The organism is Aquabacterium sp. T101, from assembly GCF_057219775.1.
The window spans coordinates 964,762-980,323 of sequence record NZ_JBXVVZ010000001.1 but is presented as its reverse complement, the minus strand read 5'-3'; the positions used below and the strand labels follow the sequence as shown (position 1 = coordinate 980,323).

The following is a 15,562-nucleotide window of genomic DNA, read 5'->3' as shown; positions in this document are numbered from 1 at the left end:
ACATTGGACGGGTCAGTTCAGCGACCGCGGATCAAAATGCAGTGGTCCGGAGAAGCTCTGGCACAATGAATTGATCGGCGGTGGGCGCTCGTCAAACCGGGTGTTTGCCAGGTTTTCTCGCTTCCGATTTGGACGTTTCGCAGTCTCTGCGGCATTCCCTTGAGAGGAGATTCAATGAAGAAACTGAACAAGGTGGCGATGCTCTTCGCTGCCGCAGCGCTGGCTGCCCCGATGGCGGCTTCGGCTGCTGCGCACGCGATGGGCGGCCCCTCGAACCAGGACAACTGGAAGAACGGTGATGGCAGCCTGATCTGGAAGAACGGCACCAACGAACTGTGCTGGCGCGATGCTTCCTGGACCCCGGCAACCGCCAACGCCAACTGCGACGGCGCCCTGAAGCCGCCGCCCCCGCCGCCGCCGCCTGCGCCGGCTCCGGCTCCGCGTGTGGCGCCCCCGCCGCCCCCGGCCCCGGCTCCGCGTCCGGCTCCCCCGCCGCCCCCGCCGCCCCCGCCGGTCGCCGAAAAGGTGACCTTCGCGGCCGACGCGTTCTTCGACAGCGGCAAGTCGGTGCTCAAGCCCGAAGCCACCGCGAAGCTCGATGACCTGATCAGCAAGACCAAGGGCATCAACCTCGAGGTGATCATCGCCGTCGGCCATACCGACAGCGACGGCTCCGACGCCTACAACCAGAAGCTGTCCGTGGCTCGCTCCGAAGCCGTCAAGAACTATCTGACGAGCAAGGGTGTCGAGAAGAACCGCGTGTACACCGAAGGCAAGGGCGAGAAGCAGCCCGTGGCCGACAACAAGACCAAGGAAGGCAAGGCGAAGAACCGCCGTGTCGAGATCGAGGTCGTCGGCACGCGTACCCGCCGCTGATCGCAACCTTCGCGTGATGGACAAACCCCGCTTCGGCGGGGTTTGTCGTTTCCAGTGCTTAACATTCGAAGATGACGAACGCCGACCCCCAGGAACTCGCCAAGTTCAGCGAGCTGGCCCACCGCTGGTGGGACCCGAACAGCGAGTTCAAGCCGCTGCACCGCATCAATCCGCTTCGACTCGACTGGATCGAGCGCGTGGTCGGCGGCATGGCGGGAAAGCGGGTGCTGGACGTCGGTTGTGGCGGCGGCATCCTGGCCGAGTCCATGGCGCGCCGCGGCGCTGCGTCCGTGCTGGGCATCGACCTGGCCGTCAAGCCGCTGCGGGTGGCCGAGCTGCATGCGCTGGAGTCCGGCGTCGACAACGTCGAGTACCGCGAGGTGGCGGCCGAGGCCCTGGCCGACGAGTGCCCTGGCGGCTTCGATGTGGTCACCTGCATGGAAATGCTGGAGCACGTGCCCGACCCGGCCTCGGTCGTCGCCGCCTGCGCGCGCCTGGTGCGCCCCGGGGGGCAGGTCTTCTTCTCGACGATCAACCGCAACGCCAAGGCGTTCCTGTTCGCCATCGTGGGGGCTGAGCACGTGCTCAAGCTGCTGCCCAAGGGCACTCACGAATACGCCAAGTTCGTGCGGCCGAGCGAGCTGGCCCAGGCCTGCCGCCAGGCCGGCCTGGCGGTGAGACAGACGCGGGGCATGGAATACAACCCGCTGACCGAGCGCTACTGGCTGTCCGACGACACCAGCGTCAACTACCTGTTCGCCTGCGAGCGGGACGCGTCCTGATGCCGCACGAGCCGCTGGTGCTGTTCGACCTGGACGGCACCCTGATCGACAGTGCGCCGGACCTGGCCGGCGCGGCCAACGCCATGCGCCTGGCGCGCGGTCTGGACCCCATGCCCCTGGCGGCCCTGCGGCCCATGGTGGGTGCCGGTGCGCGCGGCATGGTCGGCCTGGCCCTGGGCGTGGGGCCCGATCATGCGGACTACGAGGCGCTGCGCACCGAGTTCCTCGACCGCTACGCCCGGGCGATGCTGGTGCACACGACGGTGTTTGACGCGATGGTCCCGGTGCTGGCGCGACTCGACGCCGCCGGCCGTCGATGGGGCATCGTCACCAACAAGGCCGAGCGCTTCACCCATCCCATCGTCGCGGGCCTCGGCCTGCACGAGCGCGCGGCGGTGGTGATCTGCGGCGACACGACGCCCCATGCCAAGCCGCATCCCGAGCCGCTGTTCGAGGCGGCGCGGCGGCTGCGCGTGGCCCCTGGCGACTGCGCCTACGTGGGCGACGACGCCCGCGACGTGCAGGCCGGACGGGCCGCCGGCATGGCGACGCTGGCCGCTGCCTGGGGCTACCTCGGCCTCGGGGAGCCCGCCCATGCGTGGGGTGCCGACGCCGTGCTGGACGAGCCGGCGGCCCTCTTGCAATGGCTGCGGGTGGCCTAAACTACCTGCTTCCTTGGGGCCGACCCGGTTTCGACGTGGGTGCGGATCCGACGCAGGGCATGCCGAGCACCAGTCCGCTCGTAAATCCACTGGAACAAAGTAACTGCGAACGACGAACGTTTCGCCCTCGCCGCTTAAAACCGGTGAGCCTCTCAACGGCAGGCCGATGGGCCGGGCCGAAGATCGCAAGATCCTAGGCTGAGAGGTCATTCACATCGGCTGGCGCTGAACCGGGTCACTTGGTTCAGCGCGAGATCTAGGTGACTGGCTTCGTCCGCAGCGTGTGCCTGCGCGGCGGCGGAGCGAGACTCAAACCAGAGCACTACGCATGTAGAACTGTCCGGTGATGGCTTGCGGACGGGGGTTCGATTCCCCCCGGCTCCACCAATTCCTTCCTGTCCTGAAGAGGTGATGCGCGCCATGGCGATGGATGTCGTCGACTACGAGATCAAGGGCTCCGAGATGCAGTTCGTCGAGGTCGAGCTCGACCCCGGCGAGGCGGCCATCGGCGAAGCCGGCAGCATGATGTTCATGGACGCCGGCATCGGCATGGACACCGTCTTCGGCGACGGCTCGGCCAACCAGGGCGGCTTCTTCGGCAAGCTGCTGGGCGCAGGCAAGCGCCTGGTCACGGGCGAGTCCCTGTTCACGACCGTCTACACCAACAACGCGCCGCAGAAGCAGCGCGTCGCGTTCGCGGCGCCGTACCCCGGCAAGATCATGCCGATGGACCTGCGGCAGCTCGGCGGCATGCTGATCTGCCAGAAGGACGCCTTCCTGTGCGCGGCGCGCGGTGTGTCGCTGGGCATCTACCTGCAGCAGAAGCTCGGCGTGGGCTTCTTCGGCGGCGAGGGCTTCATCATGCAGAAGCTCGAAGGCGACGGCATGGCCTTCGTCCACGCCGGCGGCACGGTGCAGAAGCGCGAGCTGCAGCCCGGCCAGACCCTCTTCATCGACACCGGCTGCGTGGTCGCGATGACGCCCAACGTCAACTTCGAGATCCAGTACGTCGGCAAGATCAAGACCGCGCTGTTCGGCGGCGAGGGCCTGTTCTTCGCCAAGGTCACCGGGCCCGGCACGGTGTGGCTTCAGAGCCTGCCGTTCTCGCGCCTCGCATCGCGTGTGTTCGCCGCGGCGCCCCAGCGCGGCGGTTCGCGCGAAGAGGGCTCGGTGCTCGGCGGCGTGGTCGGCGGCGGACTGCTCGGCGGCATCCTCGGCGGCGACGACGAGTGACCCGCGGGCTGCGCGCCGGTCTGCGCCGCCTGTGCCGGGCCCTGATGCCGGGCCTGGCGGCGGCCCTGATGCTGCCGGCCCTGGCGCAACCCGCCAAGGTGCCGCGGCCGATCTTCGTGCTGAACTCGCTGGACGCGACCATCAGCATGATCGACCCCGTCAGCTCGTCGGAGGTGCGCCGCATTCCCACCGGCAAGGAGCCGCACCACCTCTACCTGACGCCGGACGAGAAGAGCCTGATCGTCGCCAACGCGCTGGGCAACTCGCTGACCTTCGTCGACCCGGTCTCGGGCGTGGTGCAGCGCACGGTCACCGATATCCTCGACCCGTACCACCTGCGTTTCTCGCCGGACATGAAGTGGTTCGTGACGGCGGCCAACCGGCTCAACCATGTCGACCTCTATCGCTGGCAGCCGGAGGTGGCCGACCAGCCACTGAAGCTGGTCAAGCGGCTGTCCGCGCCGCGCACGCCGAGCCACCTGGCGATCGACTCGCGCAGCAGCGTGGTCTACGTGTCGCTGCAGGACAGCGACCAGCTGCTCGCGGTGGACCTGGCCACGCAGGCCGAGCGCTGGAAGATCCCCGTGGGCAAGATGCCGGCGGACATCTACCTGTCGCCCGACGACCGGCGACTTTTCGTCGCGCTCACCGGCGACCGTGTGGTCGAGGTGTACGACGTGACGCAGTCGCCCGCGCGGCTGCTGACGCGCATCGCCACCGGCGAAGGGGCGCACGCGTTCCGGGCCCGCGGCGACGGCCGCCACCTGTTCGTCAGCAACCGGGTGGCCAATACCATCAGCCAGATCGACATCGACAAGCTGGCCGTCGTCTCCGAGCTGCCGGCCCCGGGCGGCCCGGACTGCATGGACATGCTGGCCGACGGGCGCACGCTGCTGGTGACCAGCCGCTGGGCGCGCAAGCTCACCTTCATCGACATCGAGACGCGGCAGGTGACGCGGCAGGTCGGCGTGGGCCGCTCGCCGCACGGCGTGTGGACGCTCGACCATGCGCCCCGTCGCTAGCTTGCGCCGCTGGGTCCGCGGCGTCGGCTTGGCGCTGGCGGCGCTCGGTGCGGGGCAGGGCGCCTGGGCCGCGTCGTGCGAGCGGCCGGTCTACCTGACCTTCGACACGGGCCACATGGGCGTGGCGCCCTTGGTGGCCGAGGTGCTGGCGCGCCATCAGGTCAAGGCCACCTTCTTCGTGGCCAACGAGCGCACCCTGACCGGCGGGGGCAGCCTCGACGACGACTGGGCGCCGTGGTGGCGCGCGCGGGCCGCGGAAGGCCATGCCTTCGCCAGCCACACCTGGAACCATGTCGTCTGGCGTGCCGACCGCGGCCCGGCCTTCGAGATGCGGGCCACCGCCGGCCCGGACGCCGGTCGCGTCCGCACCCTCGACGCCGCCGCCTATTGCGCCGAACTGCGCCGCCCGGTGCAGCGCCTGAAGGACATGGGCATCACCGACGGTGTGCTGCCCCTGTTCCGGGCCCCGGCCGGACGCACCTCGCCGCAGCTCGAGGCTGCGGCCCGGGCCTGCGGCTTCGGCCATGTGGGCTGGTCGCGCGCCGGGTTCCTCGGCGACGAACTGCCGAGCGACCGCTTCCCCAACGCGCAGCTGCTGGCCCAGGCGCTGCGCGACATCCGCGCCGGCGACATCCTCGTGGCCCACCTGGGCATCTGGTCGCGCCAGGACCCGTGGGCGCCGGCGGTGCTGGAGCCGCTGGTGCAGGGGCTGAAGCAGCGCGGCCTGTGCTTTGCCACGCTGCGCGAGCATCCCGTGCACGGGCGCGGGCGTCCTTAGGCGAGGCCGTCCCGCGATGACCGACCCGGTGCAGGCCTTCACCGACACCTTCGGCGACGCGCAGCAGTGGCTGTTCGAGTCGCTGGTGCAGCCGCTGATGTTCCAGGCCGGCCTCGGGCATCTGCTGGCCGAGGGCTACCGGGCCACGGGCTGGCTGCTCGTCGGCCTGCTCCAGATCGCGGTGATGCTGCTCGTGCTGCGCACCCTGGAGCGTTGGCGACCGGTGGAGCGGGTGACTGACCGCGCGTCGGTGCGCACGGACATCGCCTACACGCTGATCCATCGCCTGGGCCTGGTGCGCGTGGCGCTGTTCTTCACCATCGATCCGCTGTGGGACGCCGCCATCGGCGCGCTGCGGTTGGCCGGCCTGCCGACTTTCCAGCTCGACCAGGTCTGGCCCGGCGTCTCCGACCTCGCGCTGGTCAGCTTCGTGATCTACCTCGTGGTGTTCGACTTCGTGGAATACCTCGTGCACCGGGCCCAGCACCGCTGGCACTGGTGGTGGCAGCTGCATGCGCTGCACCACAGCCAGCGCCAGATGACGCTGTGGTCCGACAACCGCAACCACCTTCTCGACGACGTGATCCGCGACGGCGTGTTCGTGGCCGTGGCGCTGGCCATCGGCGTGCCGCCGGGCCAGTTCGTCGCCATCGTGGCCCTGACCCAGTTGGTGGAAAGCCTCGCGCATGCCAACGTGCGGATCGACTTCGGGCGCATCGGCAGCCGCCTGCTCGTCGGCCCGCGCTTCCACCGCCTGCACCATGCCATCGGCATCGGCCACGAGAGCCAGGGCCCCGGGTCGCTCGGCGGTCACAACTTCGCGGTGCTGTTCCCGCTGTGGGACCTGCTGTTCGGCACGGCGCGCTTCGACGACGACCTGCAGGCCACCGGCATCCGCGACCAGCTCGACGGGCGCGACTACGGGCGCGGCTTCTGGGCCCAGCAGTGGCTGGGACTGAAGCGCCTCGCCGGCCGCGCCTAGGCGTCGCTTATCCTTGCCCGCATGCGGTTCGGACTCATCATCGTCGGCGACGAGATCCTCTCGGGCAAGCGGCGCGACGCGCACCTGCCCAAGGTGATCGAACTGCTGGCCGCCCGCGGCCTGGCGCTGGCGTGGGCGCGCTACGTGGGCGACGACCGCGCGCTGATCACCGACGCGCTGCGCCATGCCTTCGCCAGCGGCGACGTGGTGTTCAGCTGCGGCGGCATCGGCGCCACGCCCGACGACCACACGCGCCAGTGCGCCGCGGCGGCCCTGGGCCGTGAACTGGTGCTGCACCCGCAGGCGCGCGCGCTGATCCTGGAGCGCATGGCCGACGTGGCGCGCGAGCGCGGCGAGCCCTACGATCCCGATCGCGAGGACAACGTGCACCGCCTCAACATGGGCGTGTTCCCGGCGGGCGCCGGGATCATCCCCAACCCGTACAACAAGATTCCCGGCTTCTCGGTCGGCGACGTGCACTTCGTGCCGGGCTTCCCGGTGATGGCGCACCCGATGATCGAGACGCTGCTGGACACGCGCTACCGCGCCCTGCATGGCTCCCAGCGCCAGGTCGAGCGCTCGGTGATCGTCTACGGCGCCATGGAAGCGTCGCTCACGCCGCTGATGGAAGCGATCGAGCGCGACCATGCCGGCGTGCGCGTGTTCAGCCTGCCCAGCGTCGACCATCCGCAGCACGGACGCCACATCGAACTGGGCGTCAAGGGCGCGGCTGCCGCCGCCGAGGCGGCCTACGCCGACCTGCATGCCGGGCTGGTTCGATTTGGGGCGGCATTGGGCCCCGAGTTGGTGCGATAGTGCGCCCTGGAAATCACCATATCGGTGCATTGCATCGCCCCAAGCCGGGGCGCGCCCTGGGGGCGGTGCGGCCGGCTGGTGCCGGCGAGCGCACCGGCTGCGGGCATGCTTTCTGCTAGATTTCCCCCGACTTTTCGAGTCTTCCATCCACAACCCAGACCAAGCCAGGAGAGCGCCTGATGGCCAGCAAGACCGTCGCCGACGTGATGAAGATGGTGAAGGAGAACGACGTCAAGTTCGTCGATTTCCGCTTCACCGACACCCGCGGCAAGGAGCAACACGTATCGGTGCCGGTGTCGCACTTCGATGAGGACAAGTTCAGCTCCGGCCATGCCTTCGACGGCTCGTCGATCGCCGGCTGGAAGGGCATCGAGGCGTCGGACATGCTGCTGATGCCCGACCCGAACACCGCCAACATCGACCCGTTCTTCGAGGAGCCGACGCTGATCCTCAGCTGCGACGTGCTCGAGCCGGGCGACGGCAAGCCCTACGAGCGCGATCCGCGCTCGCTGGCCAAGCGCGCCGAGGCCTACCTCAAGAGCAGCGGCATCGGCGACGCGGCCTACTTCGGTCCGGAACCCGAGTTCTTCATCTTCGACCAGGTGCGCTGGAACGTCGACATGTCCGGCTGCTTCGTCAAGGTCGACTCCGAGGAGGCCCCCTGGTCCACCGGCGAGAAGATCGAAGGCGGCAACCGCGCCCACCGTCCGGCCGTCAAGGGCGGCTACTTCCCGGTGCCGCCGGTCGACAGCTTCCAGGACATGCGCTCCGAGATGTGCCTGCTGCTCGAGCAGCTCGGCATCCCGGTCGAGGTGCATCACCACGAGGTGGCGGCCCCGGGCCAGAACGAGCTGGGCACCAAGTTCTCCACGCTCGTGCAGCGTGCCGACTGGCTGCAGCTGCAGAAGTACGTGATCCACAACGTGGCGCACGCCTACGGCAAGACCGCCACCTTCATGCCCAAGCCGATCGTCGGCGACAACGGCAGCGGCATGCACGTGCACCAGTCGGTCTGGAAGGACGGCAAGAACCTGTTCGCCGGCGACGGCTATGCCGGCCTGAGCGAGTTCGCGCTGTACTACATCGGCGGCATCATCAAGCACGCCCGTGCGCTCAACGCCATCACGAACCCCGGCACCAACAGCTACAAGCGCCTGGTGCCCGGCTTCGAGGCGCCGGTCAAGCTGGCCTACTCGTCGCGCAACCGCTCGGCGTCGATCCGCATCCCGTACGTGGCCAACCCGAAGGGCCGCCGCATCGAGTGCCGCTTCCCGGACCCGCTGTGCAACCCGTACCTGGGCTTCTCGGCCATGCTGATGGCCGGTCTGGACGGCGTGGAGAACAAGATCCACCCGGGCGAGGCTGCCACGAAGGACCTGTACCACCTGCCGCCGGAAGAAGACGCGAAGATCCCGACCGTCTGCCACAGCCTCGACCAGGCGCTCGAGTACCTGGACAAGGACCGGGCGTTCCTGACCAAGGGCGGCGTGTTCACCGACAGCTACATCGACGCCTACATCGAGCTGAAGATGCAGGAAGTGACCCGCTTCCGCATGACCACGCACCCGCTCGAGTTCGACATGTACTACTCGCTGTGATGCACGGCCCGACCGCGCAGGCGGTCACGCGAAAGGGGCGGCCTCGGGCCGCCCTTTTTTCTGGTGTCGTCGCGTCTGGAGGACAATGCGTTCCATGACCATGCGAACGCTTGCCGTCATCCTTCTGCTCTCTCCGGGGACGGTGGCCCTGGCCCAGGGCGCCCCGGTCTACCGCTGTCCGGGGCCGCCGGTGCTCTACACGGACCAGATCACCGAGAAGGAAGCCAGGGAGCGCGGCTGCCGCACGATCGAGGGTGCGCCGATCACGGTGGTGGCGCCGACCAAGCCGGCCCCGCGCCCGGCGGCCGCTGCACGCGACGGCGAATCGTCCCGGGTCGACGCCAAGGACCAGCGCGCCCGCGACAGCGACGCCCGCAAGATCCTCGAGGCCGAGCTCAAGCGCGAGGAGGAGGCGCTCGCCGCGCTGCAGAAGGAATTCAACAACGGCGAGCCCGAGCGGCAGGGTGGCGAGCGCAACTTCGCCCGCTACCAGGAGCGCGTCGAGGAGCTGCGCAACGCCATCGCGCGCAAGCAGGCCGATATCGCCGCCATCCGGCGCGAGCTCGCCAAGTTGCCCGCGCCCAAGGCCGATTAGGGCGTCCGCGGGGTTCCACGATGGAATCCGCCCCGGCCGGCCCCTTCGCGGCCTACGACCTGCTGGCCACGCTGGTGGCCGTGGTGCAGCCCGACGGCCGCGTGCTGCATGCCAACGCCACCTTCGAGAACCTGCTGGGCGTGCCCCGGCGCACGCTGCTGGCCACTCCGCTGACCGACTGGCTGGCCGACCCGGCGCCGCTGCGCGAGACCCTGGCCGCCGTCGCCGACAACCGCATCTCCACCGGCCGCTTCGAGGGCGTGCTCAAGCGGCCGGCCGGCACCCAGGCCGAGCTGCTGCCGGTGCACGTGATCGTCAACCAGTCCGACACCCCGTCGCGGGTGCTGGTGGAGCTGATCGAGATCGAGCAGCAGACGCGCCAGGACCGCGAGGAGCGCGCCGCTACCCAGGCCGAGGCGAACAAGGAGCTGGTGCGCAACCTCGCGCACGAGATCAAGAACCCCCTGGGCGGCATCCGGGGCGCGGCGCAGCTGCTGGAAATGGAGCTCGAGGGCCTGACGCCGCCGCGCCGCGAGCTGACCGAATACACCCAGGTGGTCATCAACGAGGCCGACCGCCTGCAGGCGCTGGTGGACCGCCTGCTGGCGCCGCACCGGCGCGCGCACATGGTGGCCGACGTCAACATCCACGAGGTGTGCGAGCGGGTGCGGTCGCTGCTGGCGGCCGAGTTCCCGCGCGGCATCGCGCTGCGGCGCGACTACGACATCTCCATCCCCGAGTTCCGCGGCGACCGCGAGCAGCTGATCCAGGCCGTGCTCAACATCGCCCGCAACGCCTGTCAGGCGCTGGCCGACCGCATCGCGGCCGGCGACGCCGAGCTGATCCTGCGCACGCGGATCGCCCGACAGGTGACGATTGGCAAGCAACGCTGGCGACTGGCACTCGAATTGCATATCGAGGACAACGGGCCGGGCGTGCCCGAGGCGATCCGCGACCGCATCTTCTACCCGCTGGTGTCGGGACGCGATGGCGGATCAGGCCTCGGGCTCACCCTGGCGCAGACCTTCGTGCAGCAACACCAGGGCACGATCGAATGCGCCAGTGTGCCGGGCCGCACGGTGTTCACGGTGTTCATCCCCTTGCCTTGACGAAAGCGCTGGCGCTCGCATGAAAGACATCTGGGTCGTCGACGACGATCAATCGATCCGCTTCGTGCTGGAGAAGGCCCTGGCACGCGAGCAGTTCGCCGTGCGCAGCTTCGCCAACGCGCGCGACGTCATCGGCGCGCTGGCCGAGGACGAACCGCAGGTCCTGGTCAGCGACATCCGCATGCCCGGGGGCTCCGGCCTGGACCTGCTGGCCAAGGTCAAGGAGCGCCTGCCCGGGCTGCCGGTCATCGTGATGACGGCGTTCTCCGACCTGGACAGTGCCGTGTCGGCCTTCCAGGGCGGGGCCTTCGAGTACCTCGCCAAGCCCTTCGACGTGCCCAAGGCGGTGGAACTGATCCGCCGCGCGGTGGAGGAGAGCCTGCGCGAGGCCGTGGCCGCCGAGCGCCCGGTCGAGGCGCCGGAGATCCTCGGCCAGGCGCCCGCCATGCAGGATGTGTTCCGCGCCATCGGCCGCCTCAGCCAGAGCCAGGTCACGGTGCTGGTCACCGGCGAGAGCGGCAGCGGCAAGGAACTGGTGGCCCGCGCGCTGCACAAGCACAGCCCGCGCGGCGGCGGCCCGTTCGTCGCGATCAACACGGCCGCGATCCCGAAGGACCTGCTGGAAAGCGAGCTGTTCGGCCACGAGCGCGGCGCCTTCACCGGCGCACAGACCATGCGCCGCGGCCGCTTCGAGCAGGCCGAGGGCGGCACGCTGTTCCTCGACGAGATCGGCGACATGCCCTTCGACCTGCAGACGCGTCTGCTGCGCGTGCTGTCGGACGGGCAGTTCTACCGCGTTGGCGGTCACCAGCCGCTCAAGGCCAACGTGCGCGTGATCGCTGCGACGCACCAGAACCTCGAGAAGCGCGTGCGCGACGGCGCCTTCCGCGAGGACCTGTTCCACCGCCTCAACGTGATCCGGCTGCGCCTGCCGCCGCTGCGCGAGCGGCGCGAGGACATCCCGCTGCTGGCGCGGCAGTTCCTGCAGAAGAGCGCCAAGGAACTCGGCGTCGAGGCCAAGCGCCTGTCCGACGCCGCCCTGGCGCGCCTGTCGGCGTTCGACTTCCCGGGCAACGTGCGCCAGCTCGAGAACCTGTGCCACTGGCTCACGGTGATGGCGCCGACCCAGGTGGTCGAGCCGAAGGACCTGCCGCCCGAGCTCAACGAGTCAATCAACGTCGCGGCCGAGGCCGAGGCGGCCCCTCCGGCCGCGGCCGCGGCCGTGCCGGCACGAGCGGGCGCCGAGGCCGTCGCCCCGGCCGCTGCACTGGCGGGCGGCTGGCTGGCGGACCTGGAGCGCGAGGCGCGTGCGCTGCTCGACGCCGGCTCGCCCGAGGTGTGGGACACGCTGACGCGCCAGTTCGAGGCGCGCCTGATCGTCACCGCGCTGGGCACCACGCGGGGCCGCCGCATCGAGGCGGCCCAGAAGCTGGGCATCGGCCGCAACACCATCACGCGCAAGATCCAGGAACTGGGCCTCGACGACTGAGGCCTTGCCCGCGGGCCGCTGCGCCGGCGGCGAACCCGGCGGTCTCAGGCCGCGTCGAGCCGCACCCACACCGGGGCGTGGTCGCTCGGCCGCTCGTTCTTGCGCGGGGCCTTGTCCACCGCGCACTCGCGCACCTGCGCGCGCAGTGCCTCGCTGACGAGGATGATGTCGATGCGCAGACCCTGGTTCTTGCGGAACGCGAGGTTGCGGTAGTCCCACCACGACCACGACTTCGGCGGCTGCTCGAAGAGCCGGAAGGCGTCGACGAGGCCGAGCCCCAGCAGATGGCGGAAGTGGCCGCGTTCCTCGTCCGTGCAGTGGATCTGCCCGGCCCAGGCCACCGGGTCGTGCACGTCGCGGTCCTCGGGGGCGATGTTGAAGTCGCCCAGCAGCACCAGCTTCGGATGTGCGGCCAGCTCCTCGCGCAGCCAGTCGCGCAGCGCGCGCAGCCACTGCATCTTGTATTCGAACTTCTCGCTGCCCGGCGCCTGGCCGTTGGGGAAGTACGCCCCGACGATGCGCACGCCGTCCACCGTGGCGGTGATCACGCGTGCGCTGTCGTCGACGAAGCCGGGGATGTTGCGCACCACGTCGGCGGCCTCGGTGCGCGACAGCAGCGCCACGCCGTTGTAGGTCTTCTGGCCGAACCACTGCACACGCCAGCCCGCGGACTCGATCTCGGCGGCGGGAAACTTGTCGTCGGTGAGCTTGGTCTCCTGCAGCACCACCACGTCGGGCTGCTGCGCCGCGAGCCAGTCCAGCAGCTGGGGCAGGCGAACGCCCAGCGAGTTGACGTTCCAGGTGGCGATCTTCAAGGCGGGCATCCGGCAGCTCGGGAGCGCGGATCGTAGCGGTTGTCGCCTGCCGCCTCAGGCGTCGCGGCGATAGGTCACGAAGGCGAAGCGCATCCCGTCGCCTCCCACGCGATCCTCGCGCGCCACTTCCCGGAACGCGCGCCGGTCGAAGGTCGGGAAGTGCGTGTCGGCGCCATCGAACTCGTGATCGATCTCGGTGAGCACCAGCTCCTGTGCGCGTGGCAGCGCCAGCGCATACAGCTCCCCGCCGCCGATCACGCACACGCGCGGCGCATCGGCCACCATCGCCAGTGCGGCGTCGAGCGACGCGGCGCGCTCGGCGCCGGCGGCCTGCCAGTGCGCGTTGCGCGTCACGACCACGTTGCGCCGGCCCGGCAGCGGGCGGAAGCGTTCGGGCAGCGAGTCCCAGGTGCGGCGCCCCATGATCACCGGGCAGCCCATCGTGACGCGACGGAAGTGCACCTGGTCCTCGCGTTCGTTCCACAGCAGGTCGCCGCCGCGGCCGATGGCACGCTGGCGGTCAAGCGCGGCGACGAGCACGAGGCCGGGTCGGAAGGCGGGCGTCATGGTCGGGGATTGTCGCCGCGCCGGCCCGACGCGCCGGCAGCCGCCCCGGTGGCCGCGGCGATCGCGGCAGCGATGAAGAGCACGGCCATCCAGTCGGTGACCGTGGGCATCTCGCGCACCACCAGCGCCGACGAGAGCACACCCACCAGCGGCACGGCCATCAGCGAGAACGCCGCCACCTGCGCCGGCAGCACGCGCGTCAGGCTGAACCACAGCACCTGCGACACGCCGAAGTTGATCACCATGCCCCACACGAGGGACAGCCACGTGGCGAGGCTCCAGGCCGACCACGCCGGCGGCGGCTCGACCGCCAGCGCGGCGGCCCAGAACACCACGGCGCCGACGGCCATCATCCACATCGTCAGCACCTCGCTCGACAGCGACACCTGCACCCGGCGCATCAGCAGCGTGCCGAAGGCCCAGCTCACGGCGGCCACCTGCAGCCACAGCACGCCCAGCGGCCGGCCGGCCAGCGACGTGAACTCGTTGGCCGCCAGCAGCGCCACCGCCGCCAGCGCGCAGGCCGACGCCACGCCGGCGCGCCGCGTCAGGCCATGGCCGAACAGCAGCGCGCCCAGCAGCACGGTCCACACCGGCATCGTGAAGGCCAGGATGCTCGCGCGTCCCGCGGGCAGCAGGGTCAGGCCGATGATCGACGCGAAGTGCCAGCCCACGATGTTGGGCAGCGCCAGCTGCACCACCCGGCCCGCGTCCGCGCGCGGCAGCGCGATCGACACGCCGCGCAGGCGGAACCACAGCGCCAGCATCAGCACGCCGCCGGTCATCGTGACGGCGCGGAACGTGAGCGGCGGAATCTCGCGCAGCGAGAACTTCATCATCGGCCAGTTGCAGCCCCACATCAGCGTGATGGCTGCCAGCAGCAGCCACTGGCGTCGGGTCACGCTCATGCGCCCGCTCCCGGTGGCCGTCGCGGCTGCCAGGTGGACAGCGCGATGCCGGCGACGATCAGCGCGAACGCCGTGCCGTGAAAGGCCTGGGGCCATTCGCCCAGCAGCCAGCCCGACATCAGCGCGGCGAACAGCGGCGACAGGTTGACGAAGAAGGCCGCCACGGCCGGCCCGGCATGCGCCACGCCCAGGCCCCAGCAGCGGTAGGCGATCAGCGACGGCGCCACCGCCACGAACAGCAGCGCGGCCCACACGCCGGGCCGGCTCCAGTCGATCGGCGGGGGGCTCGCCAGCGCCTGCTCCAGGCCCGCGGCGATGCCGCCGGCCACGAGGCCGAACAGGCACTGCACCCACAGGAACCCGGCCCAGCCCCAGCGCGCGATCGTCTCGCGCGGCGGCGGACGCAGCCACGCCGGTGCACGCACCAGCAGCCAGCTGTAGAGCGCCCAGCCGATCACGGCGACCACCATGAACAGGTCGCCCACGACGAACTGCACCTGCGCCAGGTCGGCCCAGTGGCCGCGCGCGATCACGGTGGCCACGCCGGCCAGCGACAGCAGCGCACCGGCGAGCTGCCGCCCCTGGGGACGCTGCGCGAACACGAGCGCGCCCACGCCCAGCATCCACAGCGGCATCGACGCGTTGATCAGCGTCACGTTCAGCGGCGTCGAACTGCGCAGCGCCAGGTACTGCATCGCATTGAACAGCCCGATGCCCAGCGAGCCGATCGCCAGCAAGTAGGGCCATGCCTGCCGCACCGCCCGGCGGTCGTCGGCGCTGCGCAGCAGCGGCAGCGCTGCAGGCAACAGCATCAAGGCCACCAGGGCCCAGCGCAGCGCGTTCAGCGCCAGCGGCGGCACCACGCCCACCATCAGCCGGCCGACGATGGCATTGCCGGCCCACATCAGCGGGGGCAGCGTCATCAGCAGCGCGATGCGCGGAGTCAGCGCCTTCATGGCGCGGCACGCCGGACCGCGCCCGTCACGCCGGCATCTCCGCGCCGCAGTTCCAGCACTGCTCGAAGGGGCCGTCGATGCGCTCGGCGCAGCCCCGGCACACCCAGTGCCGCCAGGCCGGCCGCTGCAGGTCGCGCAGCAGGGAGCGGCCTTCCTCGAGGCGCGCGTCGTCGTGCACCCACACTTCCGGCAGCGACTGGTCGGGCGGAATGTCGCCGGCGATGCCGCTGGCGAAGTAGCGCTGCACGCTGGCGTCGATGCCAGCCTGCGACAGCAGGTCTGCCCACAGCGTGGCCAGCGCGATGTTGGGAGCCTGGGTCAAGCGCTTCATCGGGTCGGGCGTCGGGGCCCCGATGGTGCCACGCTGCACGCGG

At 70.3% G+C, this 15,562-nt stretch carries 17 protein-coding genes and 1 other RNA gene; 13 read left to right on the top strand and 5 right to left on the bottom strand.

Annotation, left to right across the window (positions count from 1 at the left end; all coding sequences use genetic code 11):
- Positions 1 to 174 precede the first annotated feature (174 nt).
- From ompA to ntrC, 13 genes are all read left to right on the top strand, one after another.
- A complete protein-coding gene (ompA, locus tag AC2EAQ_RS04530) occupies positions 175 to 876 on the top strand; it encodes an outer membrane protein OmpA (RefSeq protein WP_484640587.1) in 702 nt (233 codons plus the stop codon).
- Between the two features lie 71 nt (positions 877 to 947).
- Entirely contained in the window at positions 948 to 1,658 is a 711-nt protein-coding gene (gene ubiG, locus AC2EAQ_RS04525; RefSeq protein ID WP_484640586.1) for a bifunctional 2-polyprenyl-6-hydroxyphenol methylase/3-demethylubiquinol 3-O-methyltransferase UbiG, read from the top strand.
- Entirely contained in the window at positions 1,658 to 2,320 is a 663-nt protein-coding gene (gph, locus tag AC2EAQ_RS04520) for a phosphoglycolate phosphatase (RefSeq protein WP_484640585.1), read from the top strand. Before ubiG ends, gph begins: the two co-directional genes overlap by 1 nt.
- Before the next feature lie 15 nt (positions 2,321 to 2,335).
- Positions 2,336 to 2,707: a transfer-messenger RNA gene (gene ssrA, locus AC2EAQ_RS04515) on the top strand.
- A gap of 33 nt (positions 2,708 to 2,740) precedes the next feature.
- Entirely contained in the window at positions 2,741 to 3,553 is an 813-nt protein-coding gene (locus AC2EAQ_RS04510; protein ID WP_484640584.1) for a TIGR00266 family protein, read from the top strand.
- A gap of 44 nt (positions 3,554 to 3,597) precedes the next feature.
- A complete protein-coding gene (locus tag AC2EAQ_RS04505) occupies positions 3,598 to 4,575 on the top strand; it encodes a YncE family protein (RefSeq protein ID WP_484641158.1) in 978 nt (325 codons plus the stop codon).
- Positions 4,559 to 5,353 carry a polysaccharide deacetylase family protein gene (locus AC2EAQ_RS04500; RefSeq protein ID WP_484640583.1) on the top strand — a complete coding sequence of 265 codons (795 nt, stop codon included), beginning with the start codon at positions 4,559 to 4,561 and terminating at the stop codon, positions 5,351 to 5,353. The genes AC2EAQ_RS04505 and AC2EAQ_RS04500 overlap by 17 nt, the downstream gene beginning before the upstream one ends.
- Positions 5,354 to 5,381: 28 nt before the next feature.
- On the top strand, positions 5,382 to 6,335 hold the full coding sequence (locus AC2EAQ_RS04495) for a sterol desaturase family protein (protein WP_484641155.1): 954 nt from the start codon (positions 5,382 to 5,384) through the stop codon (positions 6,333 to 6,335).
- 21 nt (positions 6,336 to 6,356) lie between these two features.
- On the top strand, positions 6,357 to 7,151 hold the full coding sequence (locus AC2EAQ_RS04490; RefSeq protein WP_484640582.1) for a competence/damage-inducible protein A: 795 nt from the start codon (positions 6,357 to 6,359) through the stop codon (positions 7,149 to 7,151).
- Between the two features lie 179 nt (positions 7,152 to 7,330).
- Complete coding sequence (gene glnA, locus AC2EAQ_RS04485; RefSeq protein ID WP_484640581.1) at positions 7,331 to 8,749, top strand: type I glutamate--ammonia ligase; 1,419 nt, start codon at positions 7,331 to 7,333, stop codon at positions 8,747 to 8,749.
- A gap of 94 nt (positions 8,750 to 8,843) precedes the next feature.
- On the top strand, positions 8,844 to 9,344 hold the full coding sequence (locus AC2EAQ_RS04480) for a hypothetical protein (RefSeq protein WP_484640580.1): 501 nt from the start codon (positions 8,844 to 8,846) through the stop codon (positions 9,342 to 9,344).
- Positions 9,345 to 9,364: 20 nt separating this feature from the next.
- A complete protein-coding gene (gene glnL / locus AC2EAQ_RS04475; RefSeq protein WP_484640579.1) occupies positions 9,365 to 10,453 on the top strand; it encodes a nitrogen regulation protein NR(II) in 1,089 nt (362 codons plus the stop codon).
- Between the two features lie 19 nt (positions 10,454 to 10,472).
- Positions 10,473 to 11,942: a nitrogen regulation protein NR(I) gene (gene ntrC, locus AC2EAQ_RS04470; protein WP_484640576.1), complete on the top strand. Its 1,470-nt coding sequence runs from the start codon at positions 10,473 to 10,475 to the stop codon at positions 11,940 to 11,942.
- A 44-nt stretch (positions 11,943 to 11,986) separates the two neighbouring features.
- Here the strand turns inward: ntrC and xth are convergent, their stop codons facing one another.
- The 5 genes from xth to AC2EAQ_RS04445 are packed head-to-tail and all read right to left on the bottom strand — an operon-like array spanning position 11,987 to position 15,519.
- The gene (gene xth, locus AC2EAQ_RS04465; RefSeq protein WP_484640575.1) at positions 11,987 to 12,757 is read right to left on the bottom strand and encodes an exodeoxyribonuclease III; all 771 of its coding nucleotides are present in this window, start codon (positions 12,755 to 12,757) and stop codon (positions 11,987 to 11,989) included.
- Positions 12,758 to 12,811: 54 nt separating this feature from the next.
- Positions 12,812 to 13,324: a dihydrofolate reductase gene (locus AC2EAQ_RS04460; RefSeq protein WP_484640574.1), complete on the bottom strand. Its 513-nt coding sequence runs from the start codon at positions 13,322 to 13,324 to the stop codon at positions 12,812 to 12,814.
- On the bottom strand, positions 13,321 to 14,232 hold the full coding sequence (locus AC2EAQ_RS04455; protein WP_484640573.1) for a DMT family transporter: 912 nt from the start codon (positions 14,230 to 14,232) through the stop codon (positions 13,321 to 13,323). The genes AC2EAQ_RS04460 and AC2EAQ_RS04455 overlap by 4 nt, the downstream gene beginning before the upstream one ends.
- Complete coding sequence (locus AC2EAQ_RS04450) at positions 14,229 to 15,188, bottom strand: DMT family transporter (RefSeq protein ID WP_484640571.1); 960 nt, start codon at positions 15,186 to 15,188, stop codon at positions 14,229 to 14,231. Before AC2EAQ_RS04450 ends, AC2EAQ_RS04455 begins: the two co-directional genes overlap by 4 nt.
- A gap of 25 nt (positions 15,189 to 15,213) precedes the next feature.
- Positions 15,214 to 15,519, bottom strand: coding sequence for a putative signal transducing protein (locus AC2EAQ_RS04445; RefSeq protein WP_484640570.1), 306 nt, complete (start codon positions 15,517 to 15,519; stop codon positions 15,214 to 15,216).
- Positions 15,520 to 15,562: the final 43 nt, after the last annotated feature.